The sequence below is a fragment of the Massilia sp. 01N410 genome (assembly GCF_056399665.1).
The window spans coordinates 51,805-74,719 of record NZ_JBFTRV010000021.1; the positions used below are offsets into that span (position 1 = coordinate 51,805).

Below are 22,915 nucleotides of genomic sequence, written 5' to 3' on the forward strand. Positions count from 1 at the left end.
TTGGCCGATTCTACGACGATTATCCCGACATGCCTCAAGAACCGTGGAGCACGACGCGATTACGGCCTTCGCGCTTGGCCCGGTAGAGGGCGGCATCGACCTGGGCCAGCAGTGCCTCCGGCGAAGACGGCTCGTTGCCGGCGAAGGTGGCCGCACCGATACTGACGGTGGCCTTGCCGCCGGCCTGCGCCGGGTCGGGTGGCGCGCTCTGCTCGACGGCGGCGCGGATCCGCTCGGCGACGGCAGCGGCGCCGGCCAGGGATTGCTGCGGCAGGATAACCGCGAACTCTTCGCCGCCGTAGCGGGCCGCCAGATCGTAGACCCGGACCTGTTTCGCCACGATCGCGGCCACCCGCTGCAGGCATTCGTCGCCCGCCGGATGACCGTAGCTGTCGTTGTAATGCTTGAAGTGATCGACGTCGAGCAGCAGCAGGGACAGGGGATGGCCGTTCCGGCGCGCCTGCTCCCATTCCCTGTGCAGGGTCTCGTCGAAGCAGCGGCGGTTCGCGATGCCCGTCAGTCCGTCGCGCATCACCAGGCGTTCCAGCGCCAGCTGCGCTTCCTTCTGCACCGTCATGTCGCGCCAGGTCTCGAGCACCCCGAACAGCTGTCCTGAACTGCTGTAGACCGGGCCGGCATCCATCACCAGGAAGCGCCGCTCGCCGGTGCGCGGCATGTCGCACCACCCCGCTCCGCTCACGGTGCCCCGCTGCTGGCCGTCGTCATAGACCCGGTACAGGGTCTTTGCGTCCTCGATGCGGCCGTTCAGGATCAGGTCCGCCAGCGTCGGCCGCGCCGCATGGTAGAAGCCCAGCGAGTGATTGGCCGTCCCCACCATCTCGGCCGCCGGAATGCCGGTCAGGCGCTCGCAGGCATGGTTCCAGATCGCCACCCGCCCCTGCGCGTCGAGCACGAACGCCGGAACGACCAGCTGCACCAGCAAGGCGGCGGCGAAGTCATGGATGCCGTCTTCCGGCGAAGGCGGCACCTGCCGGTTCGGTACTTCCTTGCTCATATTGCTTTCCATGCGGCAATTGCGGGAGGGAAGGCAATGTAGTATGAACGGAGGCGTCCCGTCAACAAAAGACCGCCGATCGGCGGGATCTGTTGTCCGGCGTCCGCGGCGGGCGCCGCGCTCAGGACTCTTCGTCGCCCGCCTCGAGGGGAGCGAGAATGTCGTTGACCGGCGCATCGGGGGCCACGTTGAGCGCCCGCAGCGTGTCCTGCGCGACCGCCGCGAATACCGGCGCCGCCACCGTGCCGCCATAGTGGCCGCCGGCCGAGGGCTCGTCGATCATGACCGCAACGATCACGCGCGGCGCCGACGCCGGCGCGAAGCCGACGAAGGCGGCGACATAGGTATTCGTATAACGGCCGCCGACCGCCTTGTGGGCGGTGCTGGTCTTGCCGGCCACGCGATAGCCCGGAATCCGGGCGCGCGGCGCGGTGCCCCCGGGTCCGGCGGCGCGCTCCATCATGTCGCGCACGGCGTTCGCGGTCGCGCCCGAGATCACCGGCTGGGCGGGCGGCGCGGCGTCCGCCTTCAGCAGCGTCACCGGGACCACGTCGCCGTCGCGCGCGAACATCAGGTAGGACTGCGCCATCTGCATCAGCGAAGTCGAGACCCCGTGGCCGTAGCTGATCGTGGCCTGCTCGATCGGCTTCCAGGCGGCGTAAGGCCGCAGCCTTCCCGCCGCGCTGCCGGGGAAGCCGAGCGCCGGCGCCTGGCCGAAGCCGGCCCTGGTGAGCAGCGCCCACATCTCGCGCGGCGCCATCCGCAGCGCCAGCTTGGCGGTGCCCACGTTGGAGGATTTCTGCAGCACTTCCGCCACTGTCAGGGCGCCGTGGCGGCTGGCGTCGTGGATCGTCGCCCGGCCGATCGACAGGCTGCCCGGCGCGGTCTCGACGATGGTGTCCGGCGTCGCCAGGCCGCTCTCGAGGGCCTGGGCGATGGTGAAGGGCTTCATCACCGATCCCGGCTCGAAGGTGTCGGTCAGCACCCGGTTGCGTAGCTGGGCGCCGGTCAGGCGGCCGCGGTCGTTGGGGTCGTAGTTCGGCAGGTTGGCCAGCGCCAGCACCTCGCCGGTGCGCACGTCGAGCACCACGATGCCGCCGGCCCGGGCCTGGTGCTTTTCCAGCGCCGCCTTCAGGTGCGACTGCGCGATGTGCTGGATATTGCGGTCGATCGACAGCGTCAGGTCCTTGCCGTCGCGTGCCGGGCGCGTCGTGCCCATGTCCTCGAGCAGGTGGCCGAGGCGGTCCTTGAGCACCCGGCGGCTGCCGGCGGCGCCGGCCAGGCTGGCCTGGTGGGCCAGTTCCATGCCTTCCTGCCCGGCGTCCTCGATGCTGGTGAAGCCCACCACGTGGGCGGTCAGCTCGCCGCAGGGGTAGTAGCGCTTGTATTCCCCGCGCGTCTCGATGCCGCGGATGCCCAGTCGCAGGATGCGCTCGGCGCTATCCTGCTCCACCTGACGCTTCAGGTAGACCAGGCTGCGCGGCGAAGCGAGCTTCGCGTCCAGCTCCACCCGGCCCAGGCCGAGCAGCCGCGCCAACGCGTCCAATTGCTGCGGAGCGGCGCCGCGCACCTCGTCGGGCACCGCCCATACCGCCTTGACCGGCAGCGACATCGCAAGCACATGGCCATTGCGGTCGAGGATGCGTCCGCGACTGGCCGCCAGCTCCTGCGTGCGCACCTGCCGCGCCGCGCCCTGCTGGCGCAGGAACTCGTCGGAAACCAGCTGCAACCAGACCGCGCGCCCGGCCAGCACGGCGAATGCCGCGAACATCAGGAACAGCACCAGGCGCGAACGCCAGGCCTGCGGATCTTGGCAAACCGGGCGCATGGTTCAGTGGTGCTCGCCGAGCCCGTCGTCGAAGGAACTGAGATCCGCTTCCAGCACCGGCAACGCCAGCGCGAAGCGGATCGCCAGCAGGCGCAGGGCAAAGCCGGTCCCGATGGCGCTGAAGGTGGCGAGCCCGGCACCGACGCCGCCGTGCAGGAGACCGACGTACAGCATGCCGGTCACCAGCGAGACGGTGGCGTACAGGTCGCGCCGCAGCACCAGCGGCACCTGGTTGCACAGGACGTCGCGCAGCAGGCCGCCGAACACCCCGGTGGTCATCCCCATCAGGATCACGACGACCGGGTTGGCGCCGGTGGAGGCCGCGATATCGCAGCCGATCACGGTAAACGCCACCAGCCCGAGCGCGTCCATCCACAGGAAGGCGGTCTTCAGCCTGTGCATACGGCGCGCCAGCAGGGCGGCGACAATGGCCGCGCCGACCGTGAAGGCCAGGTATTCGGGATGCGCGACCCAGCCGAGCGGATAGTGGCCGAGGATGATGTCGCGGATGGTGCCGCCGCCGAGGGCGGTGACGGTGCCCACCACGCACAGGCCGAACAGGTCCATGCGCCGCCGCATGCCCATCAGGGCCCCGGACGCCGCTTCGGCGGCGATGGCGACCAGGTAAATCGTGTGAAGCAGGGTCATTCAGGGTCCGCTATGGGCGACTGCAGGAAACGCGGCCATGGTACGATTCGCGCATCCATGTGTCCAATGCATTATTTTTCTGAATGTCATTCATTCTTTGCATAACGTGAACATCAAGCAACTCGAGCACCTGTTGGCCCTGGCACGCACGCGCTCCTTCAGCCGCGCGGCGGAACAGCTGTTCATCACCCAATCGGCCCTGAGCCGCAGCATCCAGGCCCTCGAAGAAGAACTCGGCGCGCCCCTGTTGGACCGGATCGGCAAGCGCAACGAACTGACGCCGCTGGGCAAGGACGTGGTGGCGCGCGCCGAGCGGCTGGTGCGCGATGCCGGCGAGCTGCGCCGCAGTGCCGAGCTGTTCATGCAGGGCGAAGGCGGGTCGATGCGGATCGGCATGGGCGCCAACCCCGGCGCCATGCTGATGACACCCCTGCTCTGCCATATGGCGCAGGCGCATCCGAAAGTCCAGGTCGCCATCACGCGCGGCCCGACCGAACTGCAGCTGATGCAGCTGCGCGCCAACCGCCTCGACGCGCTGATCGTCGATGCCCGCAGCGTCGCGCCGTCCGCCGACCTGCGGGTCGACATCGTGGGGGAACTGCGCACCTGCTTCGTCTGCCGCGCCGATCATCCGCTGGCCCGGCTGGCCAGCGTGACGCTGGCGCAGGCGCTGGCCTACCCGATCGCGTCGGCGCCCTTGTCGGACGAAATTGCCCGCCTGCTGGCCGAGCTCTACGGACCGCAGGCCGACCCGGAACACATGACGACGCTGCAGTGCGAGGACGTGGGCAGCCTGATCGGCGCCGTCGAGCGCTCGCAGGCGGTGTTCCTGGGACTGGCGGCGGCGGCGCGCGAAGGCATCGAGTCGGGCCGGCTGGTCGAACTGCCGGTGCGGCCCCGGCTCGAGGCGAATGCGCGCTTCGCCTACGTCACCCTGGCCGGCCGTACCGAGGCGCCGGTGATGGCGGTATTGCGCGCCTTCGCCGCCGAGCGGCTGCGCGATTGAGCTCACGCCGGCGCGGCGGCAACGCCTTTCCCCAGCCAGGCCAGCGCCGCCACCACCAGGGTTTCCACCCCGGTCTCCAGGGTCGGATGGATCACGGGCGCAAAATAGGGACTGTGATTGCTCGGGATCTTGTTGACCTCACCTGACGCCTTGGCCGCCGCATAGGTGTCCGGATCGGTGCCGCCGACGAACCAGAACACGGCCGGCACCTGCCAGGCCTGGCCGAAGGAGCCGAAATCCTCGCTGGCCGAGGTGGGGCCGGTCCGATGCACGCGGGCGGCGGGGAAGTAGTCGCGGAAGCTGTTGCCGACGCGTTCGCCCGCACTATCGTCGTTGACTCCCATCGGATAACTGTCCAGCGTGGTGATCTCGGGCGGCCGCGGGGCGCCAGAGGCTGCCGCCTCGGCGTTGGCGATCCGCGCGATGGCGTCCAGCACACGCTGGCGCACCTTGGGGTCGTAGCTGCGCACGTTCAGCTTGATGAGGGCTTCGTCCGGGATCACGTTTTCCTTGGTGCCGGCCTGCAGCGAGCCGACGGTGACGACCGCGGCCTCGTTCGGCGACAGCTCGCGCGCGACGATGGTCTGCAGGCGCATCACGGTCGCCGCCGCCATCACCACCGGGTCGATCGACGCCTGCGGCATGGAACCGTGCGCGCCGCGGCCGAACAGGCGGATCTGCAGGCTGTCGGCGGCCGAGGTGATGGTGCCGGTACGCCCGCCGACCTCGCCCGCCGACGCGACCATCACGTGCTGGCCGAGGATGACATCGGGCTTCGGGAAATGCTTGTACAGGCCGTCGTCGAGCATTGCGCGCGCGCCCTCGGCGGTTTCCTCGCCCGGCTGGAACACGGCCGCCAGCGTGCCGCTCCACGCCGCGCGTCCCTGCGCCAGCAGGCTGGCGGCGCCGGCCAGCCAGGCCACGTGCATATCGTGGCCGCAGGCGTGCATCACCGGCACCGTGCGGCCCTCGCGGTCGACGGCATCAAGCGTGCTCGCATACGGCAAGCCCGTCATTTCCTTGACCGGCAGCGCGTCCATGTCGGCGCGCAGCATCACGGTCGGGCCGGGACCGTTGCGCAGCACCCCGACCACGCCGGTGCCGCCGACACCGGCCGTGACTTCGTAGCCGGCCGCGCGCAGGTGTTCGGCGGCCAGTCCGGCGGTCCGGTGTTCCTGCATCGACAGTTCGGGATGCGCGTGGACGTCGGTGTACAGCGCTTCGAGCGCCGACAAGATTTGCTTCAGGGGGGCAAGCACCTGGCCGGCGCCTTGCCCGAGGCGATTTTCCATGACGACTCCCCGGAATCCGCACCGGAGCTCCGGCGCAGCTCCAAGTATAGACAGGGGCGATTCAGCGTGGCGCGCGCACAAAACCGCCGACCCGCGCGAGATCCACGGTCAGCTTGAGGCCGAGCACCAGCGGATCGCCGATGTCCCGTCCCGCGGTCGCGAAGCCGCGGGTGGTCGGATGGATCTCGTACTGGATGTTGGGGGTCAGCATGACGCCCGGCATCAGCTCGGCCCGGTAGCCGACCTCGAGCGTGTACTCATGGCGGTCGGGAGCCCCGGTGCCGCCCAGGAGCGCACGTTTCTCGGCCAGGAAGCGCCCCAGCGAGCGGCTGTAGCGGGTGTCGGCCACGCCGACCATGAAAGCATCGTGGGGGCGCGACGCGAAGGTGCCGCTCTGCACGATGCCCAGCTTGAGCGCCGAGGCGATCGGCTCGCCGCCGCTGAAGCTGCGCAGCACGCTCCCGAACACGGCCAGGTTGGCGCTGCCGTGCGGATCCGTCCTGGCGATCACCTTGCCGGCCGTGAGATAGGCGCCCGAACCGTAATGCATGACGGCGTGCCCGCCGCCTTCCCGCGCATACGACTGCCCCTGCGCGTTGTAGTAGACGTCGTTGCGCGGCGCATGCAGGTACCAGCCGCCCAGCCGGACATAATGCGGCTTGTCCTCGTCGGCCAGGCCGGTCTCGTGGCCGGCCTCGAACAGCCAGTTGCGGCCGGTGTAGCGGGTCTTGTTGAAGTCGAACAGGTGGGCGTCGGGGCTGGTGACGTTGGTGTCGCTCATGAACAGGCCGGCCTGGGCATAGCCATGGCCGGAACGTGCCACCGCGCGCGCCGCCCAGGTCGCGAGCGGCGCGTTGGCGGTGCCGCTGTCCTGGCCCAGGCCCCAGATCGCGCCGCAGAACGCGTGGTTCATGAACTCGCAGGCATAGGGCGAACGCGCGAAGTAGGCCGAGGCGCCCATCAGCCCGGCCTGCAGCTGCAAGGTGGCGGTCTTTCCCAGCGGCAGGGTCTGTTCGAGCGACAGGTCGGCGAAGCGCACGAAGGGAAACGGCGCGTAGTTTTCCTGGGTGTCGATGCCGCCGCCGATGTAGTCCTCGTTGAGGCCGCGCGACTTGATCGCGATGACGTTGGCGTGCAGGATCGCGCCGCGCCAGCCGGCCGCCTTGCCGAGGTCGACGTCGGCGCCGCCGAGCAGGTAGTGGGACACCGCAGCGCCCCGCTCCAGGCCACCGGACACATTGCCGGCCGTCTCGTTGACGTACAGCGCGCGCAGGGTGACGCCGTGCGCGGCCAGGGTATCGACGGCGGACGCCGGCGCTTCCGCGCGGGCCGGATGCGCCCAGGCCTGGGCGAGTGCGAGTGCGAGCAGGGAAATGACAGGCAGTTTCATGGTTCAGTGCAGCTTCAGCCGTGGCGAGGTGCGGCGGCTGATCCGGTCGCTCAGGATCAGCAGCGCGGTGCGCAGCATGCCGCCCAGGGTCAGCTGGTGCATGCGGTACAAGGAAACGTAGAACAGGCGGGCCAGCCGCCCTTCCACGCGAATGCTGCCCATCAGGTTGCCCATCAGGTTACCGACCGCGCTGAAGCGCGACAGCGACACCAGCGAACCGTAGTCGCGGTAGCGGTAGTCCGCCAGCGGGCGCCCGGCGATCCTGGCCTGGATGTTGCGCGCCAACAGCGCCGCCTGCTGGTGGGCCGCCTGGGCGCGCGGGGGCACGTTGCGCCCGCTGCCGTCGCCGAGCTCGCAGGCAGCGCAGTCACCGAGCGCGAAGATGTCGTCGTCGCCGGTGGTCTGCAGGGTCGGACGCACCACCAACTGGTCGATGCGGTTGGTCTCCAGGCCGTCCAGCCCGCGCAGGAAGGCCGGCGCCTTGATCCCCGCCGCCCACACCTTCAGGGTCGCCTCGACCAGGCCGCCGTCGGCGGTGCGGATGCCGTCGGCGGTGACTTCCGTGACCCGCGCGGACGTGATGACGGCAATCCCCAGGCTCTGGAGTGTCCGGTGCGCCTCCTGGCCGATGCGCTCGCCTAGCCCCGGCAGCACCCGCTTCGCCCCGTCCAGCACGGTAATGCGGACATTCTCCGGGCGAATCGCGCTCAGCCCGTAGGCGGGCAGCTCCCGGGCCGCGTTGGCCAGCTCGGCGGCCAGCTCGACGCCGGTCGCACCGGCGCCGACGATGGCGATGCCGAGCCCGGCGTCCGTGGCGGCGCTGGTCTGGGCCCGCAGGTAATGGCCTAGCAGCTGGCGGTGAAAGCGCCCGGCCTGCTCGGGAGTATCCAGGAAGATGCAGTGCTCGGCCGCGCCGGGCGTGCCGAAATCGTTGGCGACGCTGCCGACGGCGATCACCAGCGTATCGTAGGCGATCCCGGCGTCGGGTACGGCGGCGCCATCGTCAAGCACCTGGCTCAGGCGGATCATGCGGTGTGCGCGGTCGATACCCGTCAGGCGCCCATGCAGGAACCGGAAGTGGTTCCACTTGGCCTGGGCGACGTAGTTCAGCTCGTTCGCTGGCACATTCAGCGAACCCGCCGCGACCTCATGCAACAAGGGCTTCCAGACATGGGTCAGCTGGGCGTCCACCAGGGTGACGGCCGCCCGGCCGCGCTTGCCGAGCGTGCGTCCGAGGCGGGTCGCGAGTTCGAGCCCGCCGGCGCCGCCGCCGACGATGACAATACGATGTGACATGGATACTCTCTTTCGGATGAAGCGGGATGAGGCGAATGGCGGGCCGCCTACGCGGCGGCGCTGCGCGGACGGCGTCCGAGGCTGCGCAGCGCCAGCGCGAGGCCGAGGCCGACCACGCAGACCGCGATGGCCACCAGGAAGGCCTTGCTGAAGTCGCCGCCGTTGAGGGCTGCCATCGAGGCGCCCAGGCGCGGGCCACAGAAGGCCGCCAGTGCATAGCCACAGAACATGATTCCGTAGTTCTCGCCGAAATACCGGAGGCCGAAGCGCGCCGCCACCAGCGACGGGAACACGCCCATCACGCCGCCGAAGGCCAGGCCGATGCCGCACATGCCGACGATGAAGCCGCTGACCGAGGTCGACGCCGCCAGCACGCCCAGCATGGCGGCGACCAGCACGAAGATGAAGACCAGCGTGTTTGCTCCGCCGATGCGGTCAGACACCGCGCCCCAGAAGAAGCGCCCAAGCGCGTTGCTGGCGGCGTACAGGCCGACGCAGGCGGCAGCGACACCGGCGCTGATGTGGAACATGTTCTGGCCGATTTGCGATGCGTTCGCGGCGATCATCAGGCCCGACATCGCTCCCGAGGCCAGCAGCGCCAGCAGCAGGTAGAACACCGGCGTCGCCAGCATCTCGCGCCAGTCCAGGCCGCCGGATGCGGCGCCGGACTGCGACGGAGTCCAGCCGGCTGGCCGGAAGCCCGGCGGCGCGGTCTTCGTCAGCAGGCCGCATGCCAGCGCCACCACGAAGAAGCCGATGCCGAGGATGCGCAGGGCCGACAGCACGCCGCCGGAGGCGATCAGGGATGCCGCCAGCGGCGCCGTGACCAGCGCGGCGGCGCCGTTGCCGGCAGTGACCAGGCCGGTTGCAAGGCCGCGCTTGTCCGGGAAATAGCGCGCCACGTTGCCGAGCGCGCCGGCATAGGCGAGCGAGATGCCGACTCCGCCCAGCACGCCGTAGCCGAGGTAGAGCGCACTCAGGCTGGGCACGTATGCAATGATCAGGAAGGCCAGGCCGAACATGCAGCCGCCCAGCATCATGCTGGCGCGGGCATAGCCGCGGTCGACCCATTTGCCGGCCAGGATCATCGGGATCGGGCATACCGCGGTGTTGACCGTGAAGGCCAGCGTGACCTGGGCCACGCTCCAGCCGCGCGCGGCGGCGAGCGGGCCGGAGAACACGCTGAACGCATAGATCGAGCCGGTGCACATCAGGGTCAGCACCGCGGTAGCCAGGTACAGCCAGCGCTTGCCGTTCGGGATCGAAGGCTGGGTCATGTCAGGCGGCCGAGGCACGTTTCCACTTCAGGGCGGAGTTCACGGTCTTGCCCTGCGACTGGATCGGGCTGGCGGTGCCGAGATACAGGTAATCGCCCTCGATCTTCACCACGCGCGGCTGGGTCTGGCCTTTCCAGTTCGGGAACAGCGAAATGAACATGCTGTGGGTGAGCGACTGCAGTTCCTCGTCGACGTGGAAGGGCCCGGTATAGGCGATATAGGAACTGGCCTCGGCCTCGTATTCCTCGGGGGTGCCCTTGAACCAGTCGCCGGAAGCGAAGGGCGTGCGCTGCGCATGGCACAGCTGGGCCGACATGAAACCGTCCGGGGTGTACATGATGATGCCCTGCGGCGTTTCGCCGAACGGGTAGAAAGGCGCCGAGCCGTCAACCGGCTGTTCGACGTAGGAGACGAGCTTCCAGGCGCCGATCAGGCGCTCGCGCAGAGAGGCGGTGGTGGTGGTGGTGGACATAGTGGTTCTCCTTTTCAGCTTGCGGTCTGGATGTCGTTATCGATCGGCAGCATCTGGCCCGAGATCGACTTGCCGGCATCGGAACTGATGAATACGGCCAGGGCGGCGATGTCGCGCGGGTCGACAAAGCGCTGCAGCGACTGGATCGCCATGGCGGCACGGCGTTCTTCCTCCACCGGACGGCCGCTGATGGCGGCGCGGCCGGCCAGCACGTTTTCGATGCGCTCGCCGGCGACGGCACCCGGCAGGATCGCGTTGACGCGGATGCCGTCGGCGCCCAGTTCGCGCGACAGCGACTTGGTGAAGCCGATCAGCGCCCATTTGCTGGCCGAGTAGGCGCTGCGGTTCGGGTAGCCGAAGCGGCCGGCCACCGAGGACATCACGATGATGGAACCGGCATCCGACTGCTTCAGGTAGGGAATCGCCAGGCGGGTGACGTTGAAAGTGCCGTTCACGTTCACCTGCATCACGCTGTCCCAGGCGTCGGGGTCGAAGCTTTCAACCGGCGCGGTCGGACCGGAAATGCCGGCATTGTTCACCAGCACATCGAGGCCGCCGAGCGCCGCCGCCGCCGCCGGCACCATGGCCTCGATCTGGCTGCGGCTGGACATGTCGCACACGGCGGTATGGATGCGCCCGGATTCCTTCGCCAGCTCGGCGAGGCCGGCGGCGTTCAGGTCGACGACGTACACCTCGGCGCCCTGAGCGACAAAGGCGCGCACGATCTCACGGCCGATCCCGGAGGCACCTGCGGTGACGAGTACACGTTGGGTTTTCATGGCTGAGTCCTATATAAGAGTGACCTAGCCACTATAGGCCTGCGTCACCTATAATTGAAATCAAACAAAATCATAGGACGTATAACCAGCATGGATATCAAAGACATCTCGTCGGTCGACCTGAACCTGCTGGTATCGCTCGACGCGCTGCTGGCCGAATCCAACGTGACCCGCGCGGCCGCGCGGCTGCACATCAGCCAGCCTGCGCTGTCGGCCCAGCTGGCGCGGCTGCGCCAGCTGTTCGGCGATCCGCTGCTGCTGCCGGCGGAGAGCGGGCGCGGGATGACGGCCACGGCCCGCGCGCTGGCGCTTCGGACCCCGCTGCGCAAGGCGCTGGCCGACCTCGGCGCGGTACTCGGCAGCGAAGCCGGCTTCGACCCGCATACGGCACGGCGCACCTTCCAGGTGGCGCTCGGCGACAACGCCACCACTCTGGTCGGCGTTCCGCTGATCGAACTGCTGGGCTGCAGTGCCGGACCGGGCGTGCAGATCGCGATGAGCATGACGGAGCCGGGGGCGGCCGCAACCCTCCTGGAGCAAGGCGAGATCGACCTCCTGATCGACGCGCAGCGCGCGATTCCCCAAAGTGCGAAGGTGCGTGTGTTGCTGACCCAGCCCTTCGTGATGGCGCAGCGCAAGGGTCATCCGCGCGGCACCGGAACACTCGACTTCGAAACCTACCTGGGACTGCGCCATGTGGTGGCCTCGCCGCTGCGCGGGCCCTTGCACGGGTATATGGATGAAACCCTGGAACAGCTGGGATACCGGCGCAATCTCGCGCTGTCGGTGCCCCAGTTCGGCATGGTGCCGGCTGTGCTGGACAAATCGGACTATGTCTCGACCCTGCCGGCCGGCCTGCTGGCCGGGTACGCGGACCGGCTGGATATGTTCGAACTGCCCTTCGATGCGCCGCCCTTCGCGCTGGCGATGGCCTGGCATCCGCGCAACCACAAGGAGCCGGGGCTCGAATGGCTACGCGGCCTTGCCGCGAGGGCGGCCGGGATTTCCGTGGCGGCCTGAATCAGGCCCACTCGATCGCCGGGCCGGCGTCAGAGGCCTTCCTTCTCGTAGTGCAGGCCCATGTCGTCGTAGATCGAGTACACCGCCGCCAGCATGTTTTCCAGTTCCGGCGAGCGGTCCATGTGGCGCACGCTGAACAGGACCGGCGAAAAGGCGTGCTTGTCCTCGATCGCGCGGTAGGCCACGTTCCGGTGGTGCATCCCCTGCACGCTTTCCGGCACGATCGAGATGCCCTGGCCGGCGGCCACCAGCCCCATCGCGATCTGCAGTTCGCGCACTTCGGTCACATGGTCCGGCATCAAGTTCGCCTCGCTGAACGCTGCCAGCACCTGGTCGGCAAAGCTGGGCCGCGGCGCCTTTGGATAGACCAGCAGCGGTTCATGCAGCAGGTCCACCAGGCGCAGGCCTTCCTGGCGCTGCGCCAGCCGGTGGCCGGACGGCAGCGCCACCACCATCCTTTCGTCACGCAGCCGGATCCGGCGGATGCTCGGATCCTCGCTCTTGATGCGGCCGAAGCCGACGTCGATCCGTCCCTCCTTCAGCGCCTTCAACTGGTCCACCGTGGTCATCTCCTGCAGGGTCACCTCGACCTCGGGATGGCGCTCGCGGTAGCGGCGGATGATGTCGGGCAGCAGGCCGTACAAGGTCGAGGCGACGAATCCCACCGACAGCGTGCGTTCCAGCTTGCCCACCCGCTGGGTCATCGCCTTCAGGTCGCGCACCTGGTCCAGCAACGGCTTCGCATGCGCCAGGAAGAACTGTCCGGCCTCGGTCAGTTTCAGGGGCCGCGAACCCTTTTCGATCAGCGCCACGCCCAGGTATTCCTCGAGCTGCTGGATCTGCCGGCTGAGCGGCGGCTGGGCGATGTGCAGGCGCTCGGCCGCGCGCGTGAAATTCCGTTCTTCTGCCACCGCAACGAAATACCGCAAGTGTCGCAATTCCATAACCATACCTTACAGGTATTAAAGGGATACCAAAACGGTGTTGGACGGCCATTATTCGCAGGAATATCGTGTCATCACCTCAGCGCATTATACGAAATAAATATGATTCAAACTATTGAAACCATCCTCGTCGACGTGCCGACGATCCGGCCTCACAAGCTGTCCGTCGCGACGATGAGCACCCAGACCCTGGTGCTGGTGCGCGTCCTTTGCGGCGACGGCATCGAAGGCTGGGGCGAAGCCACCACCATCGGCGGCCTGAACTACGGCGACGAAAGCCCGGAAAGCGTGAAGGTGAACATCGACACCCACATCGCGCCCCTGCTCGTCGGCATGGACGCGCGGCAGCCGGCCAAGGCCATGGCGAAGATCCGCAAGATCATCCAGGGCAACCGCTTCGCCAAATGCGCCCTCGAGACCGCCCTGCTCGACGCCCAGGCGCGCCGCCTCGGCGTGCCGCTCTCGGAACTGCTGGGCGGCCGGGTGCGCGATGCGCTGCCGGTGGCCTGGACCCTGGCCAGCGGCGACACCGCCAAGGACATCGCCGAGGCCGAGCACATGCTCGAGATTCGCCGCCACCGCATCTTCAAGCTGAAGATCGGCCTGCGCAGCGTCGCGGACGACGTCAAGCACGTGCTGGCGATCAAGCGCGCCCTCGGCGAGCGCGCCAGCGTGCGGGTCGACGTCAACCAGGCCTGGAGCGAACTGGACGCGGTGCGCGGCATCGCGGCGCTGGAAGCCGGCGGCATCGACCTGATCGAACAGCCGGTGAAGGCCGTCAACGCCGGCGCCCTGGCCCGCCTGAAGCAGCGCTTCGACGTCGCCATCATGGCCGACGAAGCCCTGCATGGCCCGGACGACGCGCTGGCGCTGGCGCGCATGGATGCGGCCGACGTCTACGCGGTCAAGATCGCCCAGTCCGGCGGCCTGCTGCCGGCGCTGGAAGTGGCCACCGTGGCGCGCCTGGCCGGCGTCGGCCTGTACGGCGGCACCATGCTCGAAGGCGGGATCGGCACCGCGGCCACCGCCCACCTCTGCGCCACCTTCCCCGAACTGGCCTGGGACACCGAACTGTTCGGCCCCCTGCTGCTGACCGAGGAAGTGCTGCGCGAGCCGCTGGTCTACCGCGACTACATGCTGCAGGTCCCGAGCGGCCCCGGCCTGGGCGTGGAGATCGATATCGAGAAACTGCGCCGGATGCAGCGCAACTGAGACACCCAAGGAGACCTTGATGCTGTTCCATGTACGAATGAACGTCAACATGCCGCCGGCGATGCCGCCCGAGCAGGCCGCGAAACTCAAGCAGGACGAGAAGGAACTCGCCCAGCGCCTGCAGCACGAAGGCAAGTGGCGCCACCTGTGGCGCATCGCCGGCCAGTACGCCAACGTCAGCGTTTTCGACGTCGGCAGCGTGGAGGAGCTGCACGCGCTGCTGACCTCCCTGCCGCTGTTCCCTTATATGCAGATCGAGGTGATGCCGCTGTGCCGCCACCCGTCCTCGATCCGCAGCAACGACCAGTAAGCCCATAACACGAAGGAGACCGCAATGAATCACGCAGACATCGACACCCTGGTAAAGAACTGGATCGTGGACGCCGCAAGCCGCCCCGCCAACCCGCGCGTGCAGCAGGTCGTGCAGCGCCTGCTGGGCGACCTGTGCAAGGCGATCGAAGACCTGGACATCACGCCGACCGAGTTCTGGCACGGCATCGCCTACCTGTCGGCGGCCGGTGCGGCCAACGAACTGGGCCTGCTCTCCGCAGGCCTGGGCCTGGAACGCTTCCTCGACATCCGCGCCGACGAGGCCGAACAAAAGGCCGGCCTCGAAGGCGGCACCCCGCGCACCATCGAAGGCCCGCTGTACGTGGCCGGCGCGCCGGAGAGCGTGGGTTTCGCCCGCCTCGACGACGGCAGCGAGTCCGACCGCGCCGAGACCCTGTTCATGCAGGGCACGGTGTTCGACCAGGAAGGCAAGCCGCTGCCGAACGCGAAGGTCGAAGTCTGGCACGCCAACCTGCTGGGCAACTATTCCTTCTTCGACCGCACCCAGTCCGACTTCAACCTGCGCCGCACCATCGTGACCGACGCCGACGGCCGCTACCAGTTCCGCAGCATCATCCCGGTCGGCTACGGCTGTCCGCCGGACGGCACCACCCAGCAACTGCTCGATCTTCTCGGCCGCCACGGCCAGCGCCCGGCCCACATCCACTTCTTCGTGAGCGCACCCGGCCACCGCAAGCTGACTACCCAGATCAACATCGACGGCGACGAATACCTGTGGGACGACTTCGCCTTCGCCAGCCGCGAAGGCCTGGTGCCCGCCATCGCCCGCATCGACGATCCGGCCGCGATCGATGCCAAGCGCCTGGACAAGCCTTTCGCCTCGATCGATTTCGACTTCCACCTGTACCGCGACACCGAATCCGCGCCGAGCACCATCGTCGAGCGCAACCGCGCCGCCGCCTGAGGACCCGCCATGATCCCGATCCGTCCCGTCAACGCGTTCAAGCCCAGGAGCCTGGACGACTACCTGGTGGAGGATGCCGCCACCGGCCAGTACCGCCTGCACCGCAATGCCTTCACCGACGAAGGCCTGTTCGAACTGGAGATGCAGCACATCTTCGAAGGCAACTGGATCTATCTCGCCCACGAGAGCCAGGTCGCGAACGTCAACGACTACTACACCACCCACATCGGACGCCAACCGGTCTTCATCGCGCGCAACCGACAGGGTGAGCTGAATGCCTTCATCAACGCCTGCAGCCACCGCGGCGCCCAGCTGTGCCGCCACAAGCGCGGCAACAAGGCGACCTATACCTGCCCGTTCCACGGCTGGACCTTCAACAACAGCGGCAAGCTGCTGAAGGTGAAGGACCCGGAAAGCGCCGGCTACCCGGAATGCTTCAACAAGGAGGGCTCGCACGACCTCAAGAAGCTGGCGCGCTTCGCCAGCTACAAGGGCTTCCTGTTCGGCAGCCTGAACCCGGAAGTGCCGCCGCTCGACGAGTTCCTGGGCGAAGCCGGCAAGATCATCGACATGATCGTCGACCAGTCGCCGGAAGGGCTGGAAGTGCTGCGCGGCTCCTCCACCTACACCTTCGACGGCAACTGGAAGCTGCAGGCCGAGAACGGCGCCGACGGCTACCACGTCACGGCCGTGCACTGGAACTACGCCGCCACCACCAGGCACCGCAAGGACGAACAGGCGCGCGAGGACAAGGTCCGCGCCATGGATGCCGGCAACTGGGGCCGCCAGGGCGGCGGCTTCTACGCCTTCGAGCACGGCCACATGCTGCTGTGGTCGCAGTGGGCGAATCCGGAAGACCGGCCGAACTTCGGGCGCCATGCGGAATACGCCGAAAAGCACGGCAAGCCGATGGCCGACTGGATGGTCGAGCGCTCGCGCAACCTCTGCCTGTACCCGAACGTCTACCTGATGGACCAGTTCAGCTCCCAGATCCGGGTGCTGCGCCCGCTGTCGGTGGACAAGACCGAGGTGACGATCTACTGCATCGCGCCGAAGGGCGAATCCGACGAGGCGCGCGCCCACCGCATCCGCCAGTACGAAGACTTCTTCAACGTCAGCGGCATGGCGACCCCGGACGACCTGGAAGAGTTCCGCGCCTGCCAGCAGGGCTATGCCGGCGCGGCGATGCCCTGGAACGACATGTGCCGCGGCGCCACCCACTGGATCGCGGGCGCCGATCCGGCCGCCGGCGACATCGGCCTTCGACCGTTGATGAGCGGCGTGCGCACCGAGGACGAAGGCCTGTACACGGTGCAGCACCGCTACTGGCTGGACGTCATGAAGAAGGCCATCGACGCACAGGGAGAGACGAAATGAGCGCAGCCGGCATGCAGGACATCCTCGCCTTCCTCTACCGCGAAGCCCGCCTGCTCGACGACGAGCAGTGGGACGAGTGGCTGGAGTGCTACCACCCGGACGCCCGCTTCTGGATGCCGTCCTGGGACGACGACGGCAAGCTGGTCACCGATCCGCAGCGCGAGATCTCGCTGATCTTCTACCCGAACCGCCAGGGCCTGGAAGACCGCGTGTTCCGGATCAAGACCGAGCGCTCCAGCGCGACGATTCCCGACACCCGCACCAGCCACAACATCGCCAACGTCGAACTCGAACGGGTCGACGGCGGCGTGCTCACCGTGCGCTTCAACTGGCACACGCTGAGCCACCGCTACCACACGAACCACAGCTATTTCGGCATGTCGCGCTACGCGATCGATTTTTCCGGTCCGCGTCCGCAGATCCTGGACAAGTACGTCGTCCTGAAGAACGACTACATCAGCCAGGTCATCGACATTTACCACATCTAAGCAACGCACATGCAAAGCAGGAGCCGATCATGACGCATACGATCGCGCTGCAGTTCGAAGACGGAGTCACCCGCTTCATCAGCTGCAACGACAACGAAAAACTGGCCGACGCGGCCTACCGCCAGAAGGTCAACATTCCCCTCGACTGCCGCGACGGCGCCTGCGGCACCTGCCGCGGCCTGTGCGAGTCGGGGCAGTACGAGATGCCGCCCGAAAGCTATATCGAGGACGCGCTGGACGAAAAGGATGCCGCCGCCGGCTACGTGCTGGCCTGCCAGATGCGGCCGACCTCCGACTGCGTGGTGAAGATTCCCGCCACCTCGGGCGCCTGCCGCACCGGCGTCGCGGAATACCAGGGCAGGCTCGCCGCCGTCGAGCAGCTCTCGCCCTCGACCATCCGCTTCTCGGTGGCGCTGGACCAGCCGGATCTGCTGGACTTCCTGCCGGGCCAGTACGTCAACGTCACGGTGCCCGGAACGAGCGAGACCCGCTCCTATTCCTTCAGCTCCGCGCCCGGCGCGGCCCTCGCCAGCTTCGTGGTGCGCAACGTGCCGGACGGGCTGATGAGCGGCTACCTCGCGCAGCGCGCCGCGGCCGGCCAGCAAGTCTCCTTCAGCGGTCCCTTCGGCAGCTTCTACCTGCGGCCGGTCCAGCGTCCCCTGCTGATGCTGGCCGGCGGCACCGGCATCGCGCCCTTCCTGTCCATGCTGGACGTCCTCGCCGCCAAGGGCTTCACGCAGCCGGTGAGGCTGGTCTACGCGGTGACGAACGACCACGACCTGGTCGAACTGGCCCACCTGGACCGCATCGCCGCCGCCCATCCGCAGTTCGAGTACCTGACCTGCGTCGCCGCGGCAAGCAGCGGCCACCCACGCAAGGGCTATGCCACCGCCCACGTCGAGGCGGGCTGGATGAACGGCGGCGACGTCGACGTCTACCTGTGCGGCCCGGTGCCGATGGTCGAGGCGGTGCGCGGCTGGCTGGAAACCACGGGCGTGAAGCCGGCCAACTTCTACTTCGAGAAATTTTCCGCCAGCGCCGCCGCCGGCCAGGGAGTCGCCGCATGATGCATCCCGACCGTTTCAAGGACCAGGTCATGGTCGTCACCGGCGCCGCCCAGGGCATCGGCCGCGGGGTGGCGCTGGCCGCCGCCCGCGAAGGGGCCCAGCTGGTGCTGGCCGACCGCTCGGCGCTGGTCAACGAAGTCGCGCAGGAGGCAGTCGCGCTTGGCGCGCAAGTCGTGGTAGCCGAGGTCGACCTCGAGACCTGGGACGGCGCACAAGCCTTGATGGCGCGCGCGCTCGACGACTACGGCCGGATCGACATCCTGGTCAACAACGTCGGCGGCACCATCTGGGCCAAGCCCTACCAGGAGTACGAGGAGTGGCAGATCGAAGCGGAGATCCGGCGCTCGTTGTTTCCCACCTTGTGGTGCTGTCGCGCCGTGCTGCCGTCGATGATCTGGCGCCAGGCCGGCGCCATCGTCAACGTGTCCTCGGTGGCGACGCGCGGCATCTACCGCATCCCGTACTCGGCGGCCAAGGGCGGCGTCAACGCGCTGACCGCCAGCCTGGCCTTCGAGCATGCCGGCGACAACATCCGCGTCAACGCGGTGGCCACCGGCGGCACCGAGGCACCGCCGCGCAAGGTGCCGCGCAACCCGGAGCCGCTCAGCGGACCGGAGCAGGCGTGGTACCAGGGCATCGTCGACCAGACCGTCGCCACCAGCCTGATGCACCGCTACGGCAGCATCGACGAGCAGGTCGGTGCGATCCTGTTCCTGGCCTCGCGCGAGGCTTCGTATATCACCGGTACCGTCCTGCCCGTGGCCGGCGGCGACCTTGGCTGAGGAGATCGCATGCCTTACGCACACCTCGATGACGGCCGGCTGTACTACCGGACCGACGGCGACCGCAGGAAACCCTGCCTCCTCCTCTCGAACTCCCTCGGCACCGACCTGGGCATGTGGGACGCGCAGACCGCGGCGCTGGCCGAGGATTTTTATGTGGTGCGCTACGACACCCGCGGACACGGTGGTTCCGTGCGCGGAACCGGTCCGGCCGGCATCGCGCGCCTGGGCCTGGACGTGCTCGACCTGCTCGACCATCTCGGCATCACGCGGACGCACTTCTGCGGGATCTCGATGGGCGGCTTGACCGGCCAATGGCTCGGCATCCATGCGCCGCAGCGCGTCCACAAGCTGGTGCTGGCGAATACCGCCGCCCGCATCGGCAACCTGGATGGCTGGGCGACGCGCGCCGCGCTGGTCCGCGTCGAAGGCATGGGCGCCATGGCGGACGGCGCCGCATCGCGCTGGTTCACCGCCCCCTTCATCGCACGCCAGCCCAGTGTGGTCGGCCACCTGATCGGGCGCCTGCGCGAACAGGACGCCGAGGGCTATGCCGCCTGCTGCGATGCGCTTGCCCGCTGCGACCTGCGCGAACAGGTGCAGGACATCGCCAGTCCGACGCTGGTGATCGCCGGCCGCCACGATCCGGTGACCACGGTGGCCGACGGCGAATGGCTGGCCGCCCAGGTGGCTGGAGCGCAGCTGGCGGTGCTCGACGCCTCCCACCTGTCCAGTATCGAGGCGGAGGAGGAATTCACGGCGCTGCTGCGGCGCTTCCTGCCAGCGTAAATACGGACACGAATGGCTGTGCGATGGGCCGGCCCGGCTGGCGTTTTTTGCTAGAATCGCCAGCAAAGCCTACCCGACTCCTGGCAGGCGCGGCCCATTCGATCCCATGCACTACACCCTAGCACCGCGCACCTTCCTGTTCAGCCACTACTTCTACACCGGCCTGCGGATCGCCACCGGCATCGTCGGACTGACCTACCTGACCTACCTCGCCGCCGACCTGCCGGCCGCGATGGCGGTCGCCATCGGCGCGCTGTGCACCAGCCTGATGGACATGCCCGGCCCGCTGCGCCACAAGTTCAACGAGATGCTGGCCGGCGTGCTGTCATGCTCCCTGGTGGCGCTGCTGGTCAGCCTTTGTTCGCCGGTGCCCTGGCTGCTGCGCAGCGTCATCGTGCTGGTCTCCTTCCTGGCCAGCATGATGGTGGTCTACGGCAGGAAGGCGATGCCGCTGCAGTTCGTGGCCCTGTTCGTGATGATGCTGTCGAGCGAGGCGGCGGCCACGCCGTTGCAGGCGCTGCGGCACGGCGGCCTGTTCCTGCTGGGCGGCGCCGGCTACATGGCCTATGCGATGGTGGTCGTGTGGATCCTGCGGCGCCGTCTCAAGCAGCAGGTGCTGGCCGAAGCGCTGTACGAACTGGCGGCCTATACCAGCAACAAGGCCGGCTGCTACGACCTGGCGAATCCGCTGCCGGCGCAGTTGGAAAAGCTGGTGCGCCAGCAGAGCGTGCTGGCCGAGCGCCAGCAGGCCTCGCGCGACCTGATCCTGCGCGGCCGGCCCAGGCCCGACGAAGCGGTGCTGGTGCAGGTCCATTACGCCATGTTCGACCTGTACGAACTGGTGCTGTCGACCCACACCGATTACGCCCTGCTGCGCGAGTACTTCGCCGATGGCCCGGTCCTGCCGCTGCTGGGCGACCTGATCGGCAAGGCCGCGCGCGACATCGAATCGGTCGCCTATGCGATGACGCGCAACCGGCCCTCCTGGGCCGCCACCGACTACCGCGCGGAACTGCGCGCGCTCGAGGAGGCCCTGCGCACCCTGCCCCCCGGCGAAGGCCCGGCCGGGGGCGCCCAGGCCGTGCTGCGCGCCACCTCCAACAAGATCCGCGAGCTGATCGCGATGATCGCGCGCCTGCACGCGGCCAGCCAGGCGCCCCATGGCAAGCTGCCGACGGCACGCGACGCCGACCTCACGCCCCTCCTTACCCAGCAGCGCTACAACATCGGCATCCTGCTGTCGAACCTGCGCTGGACCTCGCCGACCTTCCGCTACGCGCTGCGGGTGGCGATGGCGATTTCGGTCGGACTCATGTCAGCCGAATGGCTGCCCTACAAGACGCACGGCTACTGGACCGCGCTGACCATCGCCGTGGTCCTCAAGCCCAGCTTCAGCATCACCCGCCAGCGCCGCGCCGACCGCCTGACCGGCACCCTGATCGGCTGCATGCTGACCGCCGTGATCCTGCACTTCGTCCACGCGCCGGCCATCCTGTTCGGATTCCTGTTCGTCGCCACCGCGGCCGGACCCACCTTCCTGTACGTGAAATACCGCTACACGGCGATCGCCGCCAGCGTCCAGGCCCTGCTGCTGATCGGCCTGACGGTGCCGCACGGCGGCGGCGCCATCGGCGAACGCCTGCTGGACACCGTGGTCGGCACCCTGATCGCCACCTTCTTCAGCTACGTGCTGCCGAACTGGGAATACCAGAACCTGCCGCTGCTGGTGGACGCGGTGCGCGAGGCCAACCGCAAATACGTGGACGCCGCCGGCGAACTCCTGCGGCGCCGCAACGGCGACGATTTCCACTACCGGATCGCCCGCAAGCGCTTCATGGACAGCCTGGCGGCCCTCAGCGCGGCGCTCGGCCGCATGCTGGACGAGCCGGCCGGCAAGCGGCGCGCCCCGGCCGAACTGGCCCGCTTCACGGTGCAGAACTACCTGCTGGTGGCCCACATGGCGGCGCTGCGCCTGCTGCTGCAGCGCTACGCGGAGAACCTGCCGCGCGCCGAGGTCGATGCCGCGCTCGAACGCATGTTCGCCGAAGTCCGTGCCACACTCGGGGAAGCGCCGCAGGCCGGCCTTGCGCCTGCCGGCGAAGCGACGGTCTGGATCGCGGAATGGCCGGGCTGGGCGCCGTTGCAGCGAAGGCTGCGTTTGCTGCAGGAGGATGCGGCCCAGGTGGCGCTATGCGGCGACGCGATTGGACAGGTTCTTGAAACATCAACCGGTGCGCCATGACCACTACTCCTTCCATCCGCTCCGCCTTTGCCCCCACCGGCAAGCTGCGAGCCGCCATCAACCTAGGCAACCCGATCCTGGCCTGCCAGGGCGAGGATGGCGGCGCCCGCGGCGTATCCGTCGACCTCGCCGGCGAATTCGCGCGCCTGCTGGGCGCGGAACTGGAACTGGTGGTCGTCGATGCGGCCGGAAAGTCGGTCGACGCGGTCGCCTCGGAGCAGGCCGACATCGGCTTCTTCGCCATCGACCCGCTGCGCGGCGCGAACATCGCCTTCAGCGCCGCTTATGTGCTGATCGAAGGCTGCTATCTGATGAAACAGGATTCGCCGCTGAAGGCGAACGAGGAAGTCGACGCCGAGACAAACCGCGTCGTGGTCGGCAAGGGCAGCGCCTACGATCTCCACCTGAGCCGCACGCTGGCGCATGCGCGGATCCTGCGGGCGCCGACCTCGCCCACCGTGGTCGACACCTTCATGGAACTGGGGGCGGAAGTCGCGGCCGGGGTGAAGCAGCAGCTGGAAGCGGATGCGCGACGCTTCGGCGGGCTGCGCCTGCTTGACGGCCACTTCATGGTCATCCAGCAGGCGATGGGCACGCCGAAGAGCCGCGGCGCGGAAGCCGCCACCTTCCTCGCCCGCTTCGTCGAACACATGAAAGCCAGCGGCTTCGTGGCGGCCGCCCTCGCCCGCCACCGCATCGACGGCGCCTCGGTGGCACCGGCCGCGGCGTGACCAAG

The 22,915-nt window shown here is 68.3% G+C and carries 22 protein-coding genes; 12 read left to right on the top strand and 10 right to left on the bottom strand.

Features of this window, described 5'->3' with window-relative positions:
* Positions 1 to 34: 34 nt before the first annotated feature.
* The 3 genes from AC1DOP_RS22765 to AC1DOP_RS22775 all read right to left on the bottom strand — a co-directional run bounded on the left by AC1DOP_RS22765 (position 35) and on the right by AC1DOP_RS22775 (position 3,491).
* Positions 35 to 1,015, bottom strand: a complete 981-nt coding sequence (locus tag AC1DOP_RS22765; protein WP_441933239.1) for a sensor domain-containing diguanylate cyclase — start codon at positions 1,013 to 1,015, stop codon at positions 35 to 37.
* 121 nt (positions 1,016 to 1,136) lie between these two features.
* The gene (locus tag AC1DOP_RS22770; RefSeq protein WP_477253513.1) at positions 1,137 to 2,843 is read right to left on the bottom strand and encodes a peptidoglycan D,D-transpeptidase FtsI family protein; all 1,707 of its coding nucleotides are present in this window, start codon (positions 2,841 to 2,843) and stop codon (positions 1,137 to 1,139) included.
* 3 nt (positions 2,844 to 2,846) lie between these two features.
* Complete coding sequence (locus AC1DOP_RS22775) at positions 2,847 to 3,491, bottom strand: trimeric intracellular cation channel family protein (RefSeq protein WP_441933243.1); 645 nt, start codon at positions 3,489 to 3,491, stop codon at positions 2,847 to 2,849.
* Positions 3,492 to 3,597: 106 nt separating this feature from the next.
* Here AC1DOP_RS22775 and AC1DOP_RS22780 point away from each other — a divergent pair, with 106 nt between their 5' ends.
* Positions 3,598 to 4,497: a LysR family transcriptional regulator gene (locus AC1DOP_RS22780; protein WP_441933245.1), complete on the top strand. Its 900-nt coding sequence runs from the start codon at positions 3,598 to 3,600 to the stop codon at positions 4,495 to 4,497.
* A gap of 2 nt (positions 4,498 to 4,499) precedes the next feature.
* Here AC1DOP_RS22780 and AC1DOP_RS22785 read toward each other — a convergent pair whose 3' ends face one another.
* From AC1DOP_RS22785 to AC1DOP_RS22810, 6 genes are all read right to left on the bottom strand, one after another.
* Positions 4,500 to 5,789: an amidohydrolase gene (locus AC1DOP_RS22785; protein WP_477253516.1), complete on the bottom strand. Its 1,290-nt coding sequence runs from the start codon at positions 5,787 to 5,789 to the stop codon at positions 4,500 to 4,502.
* 61 nt (positions 5,790 to 5,850) lie between these two features.
* Positions 5,851 to 7,179 carry a carbohydrate porin gene (locus tag AC1DOP_RS22790; RefSeq protein WP_477253518.1) on the bottom strand — a complete coding sequence of 443 codons (1,329 nt, stop codon included), beginning with the start codon at positions 7,177 to 7,179 and terminating at the stop codon, positions 5,851 to 5,853.
* Positions 7,180 to 7,182: 3 nt separating this feature from the next.
* A complete protein-coding gene (locus tag AC1DOP_RS22795; RefSeq protein WP_441933251.1) occupies positions 7,183 to 8,475 on the bottom strand; it encodes an NAD(P)/FAD-dependent oxidoreductase in 1,293 nt (430 codons plus the stop codon).
* Positions 8,476 to 8,522: 47 nt separating this feature from the next.
* Positions 8,523 to 9,752 (bottom strand): L-lactate MFS transporter, encoded by a 1,230-nt coding sequence (locus AC1DOP_RS22800; protein ID WP_477253521.1) that lies wholly within the window; start codon positions 9,750 to 9,752, stop codon positions 8,523 to 8,525.
* A gap of 1 nt (position 9,753) precedes the next feature.
* Complete coding sequence (locus AC1DOP_RS22805; RefSeq protein WP_441933255.1) at positions 9,754 to 10,224, bottom strand: lipocalin-like domain-containing protein; 471 nt, start codon at positions 10,222 to 10,224, stop codon at positions 9,754 to 9,756.
* Between the two features lie 14 nt (positions 10,225 to 10,238).
* Positions 10,239 to 11,003: an SDR family oxidoreductase gene (locus AC1DOP_RS22810; RefSeq protein ID WP_477253523.1), complete on the bottom strand. Its 765-nt coding sequence runs from the start codon at positions 11,001 to 11,003 to the stop codon at positions 10,239 to 10,241.
* A 90-nt stretch (positions 11,004 to 11,093) separates the two neighbouring features.
* Between AC1DOP_RS22810 and AC1DOP_RS22815 the strand changes: the two genes are divergently transcribed.
* Complete coding sequence (locus AC1DOP_RS22815) at positions 11,094 to 12,023, top strand: LysR family transcriptional regulator (RefSeq protein WP_441933259.1); 930 nt, start codon at positions 11,094 to 11,096, stop codon at positions 12,021 to 12,023.
* 29 nt (positions 12,024 to 12,052) lie between these two features.
* Here the strand turns inward: AC1DOP_RS22815 and AC1DOP_RS22820 are convergent, their stop codons facing one another.
* A complete protein-coding gene (locus tag AC1DOP_RS22820; RefSeq protein ID WP_441933261.1) occupies positions 12,053 to 12,967 on the bottom strand; it encodes a LysR family transcriptional regulator in 915 nt (304 codons plus the stop codon).
* Between the two features lie 102 nt (positions 12,968 to 13,069).
* Between AC1DOP_RS22820 and AC1DOP_RS22825 the strand changes: the two genes are divergently transcribed.
* The 10 genes from AC1DOP_RS22825 (at position 13,070) to AC1DOP_RS22870 (ending at position 22,910) form a co-directional block, all read left to right on the top strand.
* Positions 13,070 to 14,179, top strand: a complete 1,110-nt coding sequence (locus AC1DOP_RS22825; protein ID WP_477253525.1) for a muconate/chloromuconate family cycloisomerase — start codon at positions 13,070 to 13,072, stop codon at positions 14,177 to 14,179.
* A 19-nt stretch (positions 14,180 to 14,198) separates the two neighbouring features.
* The gene (catC, locus tag AC1DOP_RS22830) at positions 14,199 to 14,489 is read left to right on the top strand and encodes a muconolactone Delta-isomerase (protein WP_441933264.1); all 291 of its coding nucleotides are present in this window, start codon (positions 14,199 to 14,201) and stop codon (positions 14,487 to 14,489) included.
* Between the two features lie 24 nt (positions 14,490 to 14,513).
* Positions 14,514 to 15,434, top strand: a complete 921-nt coding sequence (catA, locus tag AC1DOP_RS22835) for a catechol 1,2-dioxygenase (RefSeq protein ID WP_477253528.1) — start codon at positions 14,514 to 14,516, stop codon at positions 15,432 to 15,434.
* A gap of 9 nt (positions 15,435 to 15,443) precedes the next feature.
* The gene (gene benA, locus AC1DOP_RS22840; protein WP_477253530.1) at positions 15,444 to 16,811 is read left to right on the top strand and encodes a benzoate 1,2-dioxygenase large subunit; all 1,368 of its coding nucleotides are present in this window, start codon (positions 15,444 to 15,446) and stop codon (positions 16,809 to 16,811) included.
* A complete protein-coding gene (benB, locus tag AC1DOP_RS22845) occupies positions 16,808 to 17,299 on the top strand; it encodes a benzoate 1,2-dioxygenase small subunit (RefSeq protein WP_477253532.1) in 492 nt (163 codons plus the stop codon). The genes benA and benB overlap by 4 nt, the downstream gene beginning before the upstream one ends.
* A 29-nt stretch (positions 17,300 to 17,328) precedes the next feature.
* Positions 17,329 to 18,366 carry a benzoate 1,2-dioxygenase electron transfer component BenC gene (gene benC / locus AC1DOP_RS22850; RefSeq protein WP_441933272.1) on the top strand — a complete coding sequence of 346 codons (1,038 nt, stop codon included), beginning with the start codon at positions 17,329 to 17,331 and terminating at the stop codon, positions 18,364 to 18,366.
* Positions 18,366 to 19,148: a 1,6-dihydroxycyclohexa-2,4-diene-1-carboxylate dehydrogenase gene (locus AC1DOP_RS22855; protein ID WP_441933884.1), complete on the top strand. Its 783-nt coding sequence runs from the start codon at positions 18,366 to 18,368 to the stop codon at positions 19,146 to 19,148. The genes benC and AC1DOP_RS22855 overlap by 1 nt, the downstream gene beginning before the upstream one ends.
* A gap of 9 nt (positions 19,149 to 19,157) precedes the next feature.
* Positions 19,158 to 19,937, top strand: coding sequence for a 3-oxoadipate enol-lactonase (gene pcaD, locus AC1DOP_RS22860; RefSeq protein ID WP_477253534.1), 780 nt, complete (start codon positions 19,158 to 19,160; stop codon positions 19,935 to 19,937).
* 106 nt (positions 19,938 to 20,043) lie between these two features.
* A complete protein-coding gene (locus tag AC1DOP_RS22865) occupies positions 20,044 to 22,179 on the top strand; it encodes an FUSC family protein (RefSeq protein WP_441933276.1) in 2,136 nt (711 codons plus the stop codon).
* Positions 22,176 to 22,910 carry an ABC transporter substrate-binding protein gene (locus tag AC1DOP_RS22870; RefSeq protein ID WP_477253537.1) on the top strand — a complete coding sequence of 245 codons (735 nt, stop codon included), beginning with the start codon at positions 22,176 to 22,178 and terminating at the stop codon, positions 22,908 to 22,910. Before AC1DOP_RS22865 ends, AC1DOP_RS22870 begins: the two co-directional genes overlap by 4 nt.
* The last annotated feature ends 5 nt before the right edge of the window (positions 22,911 to 22,915 follow it).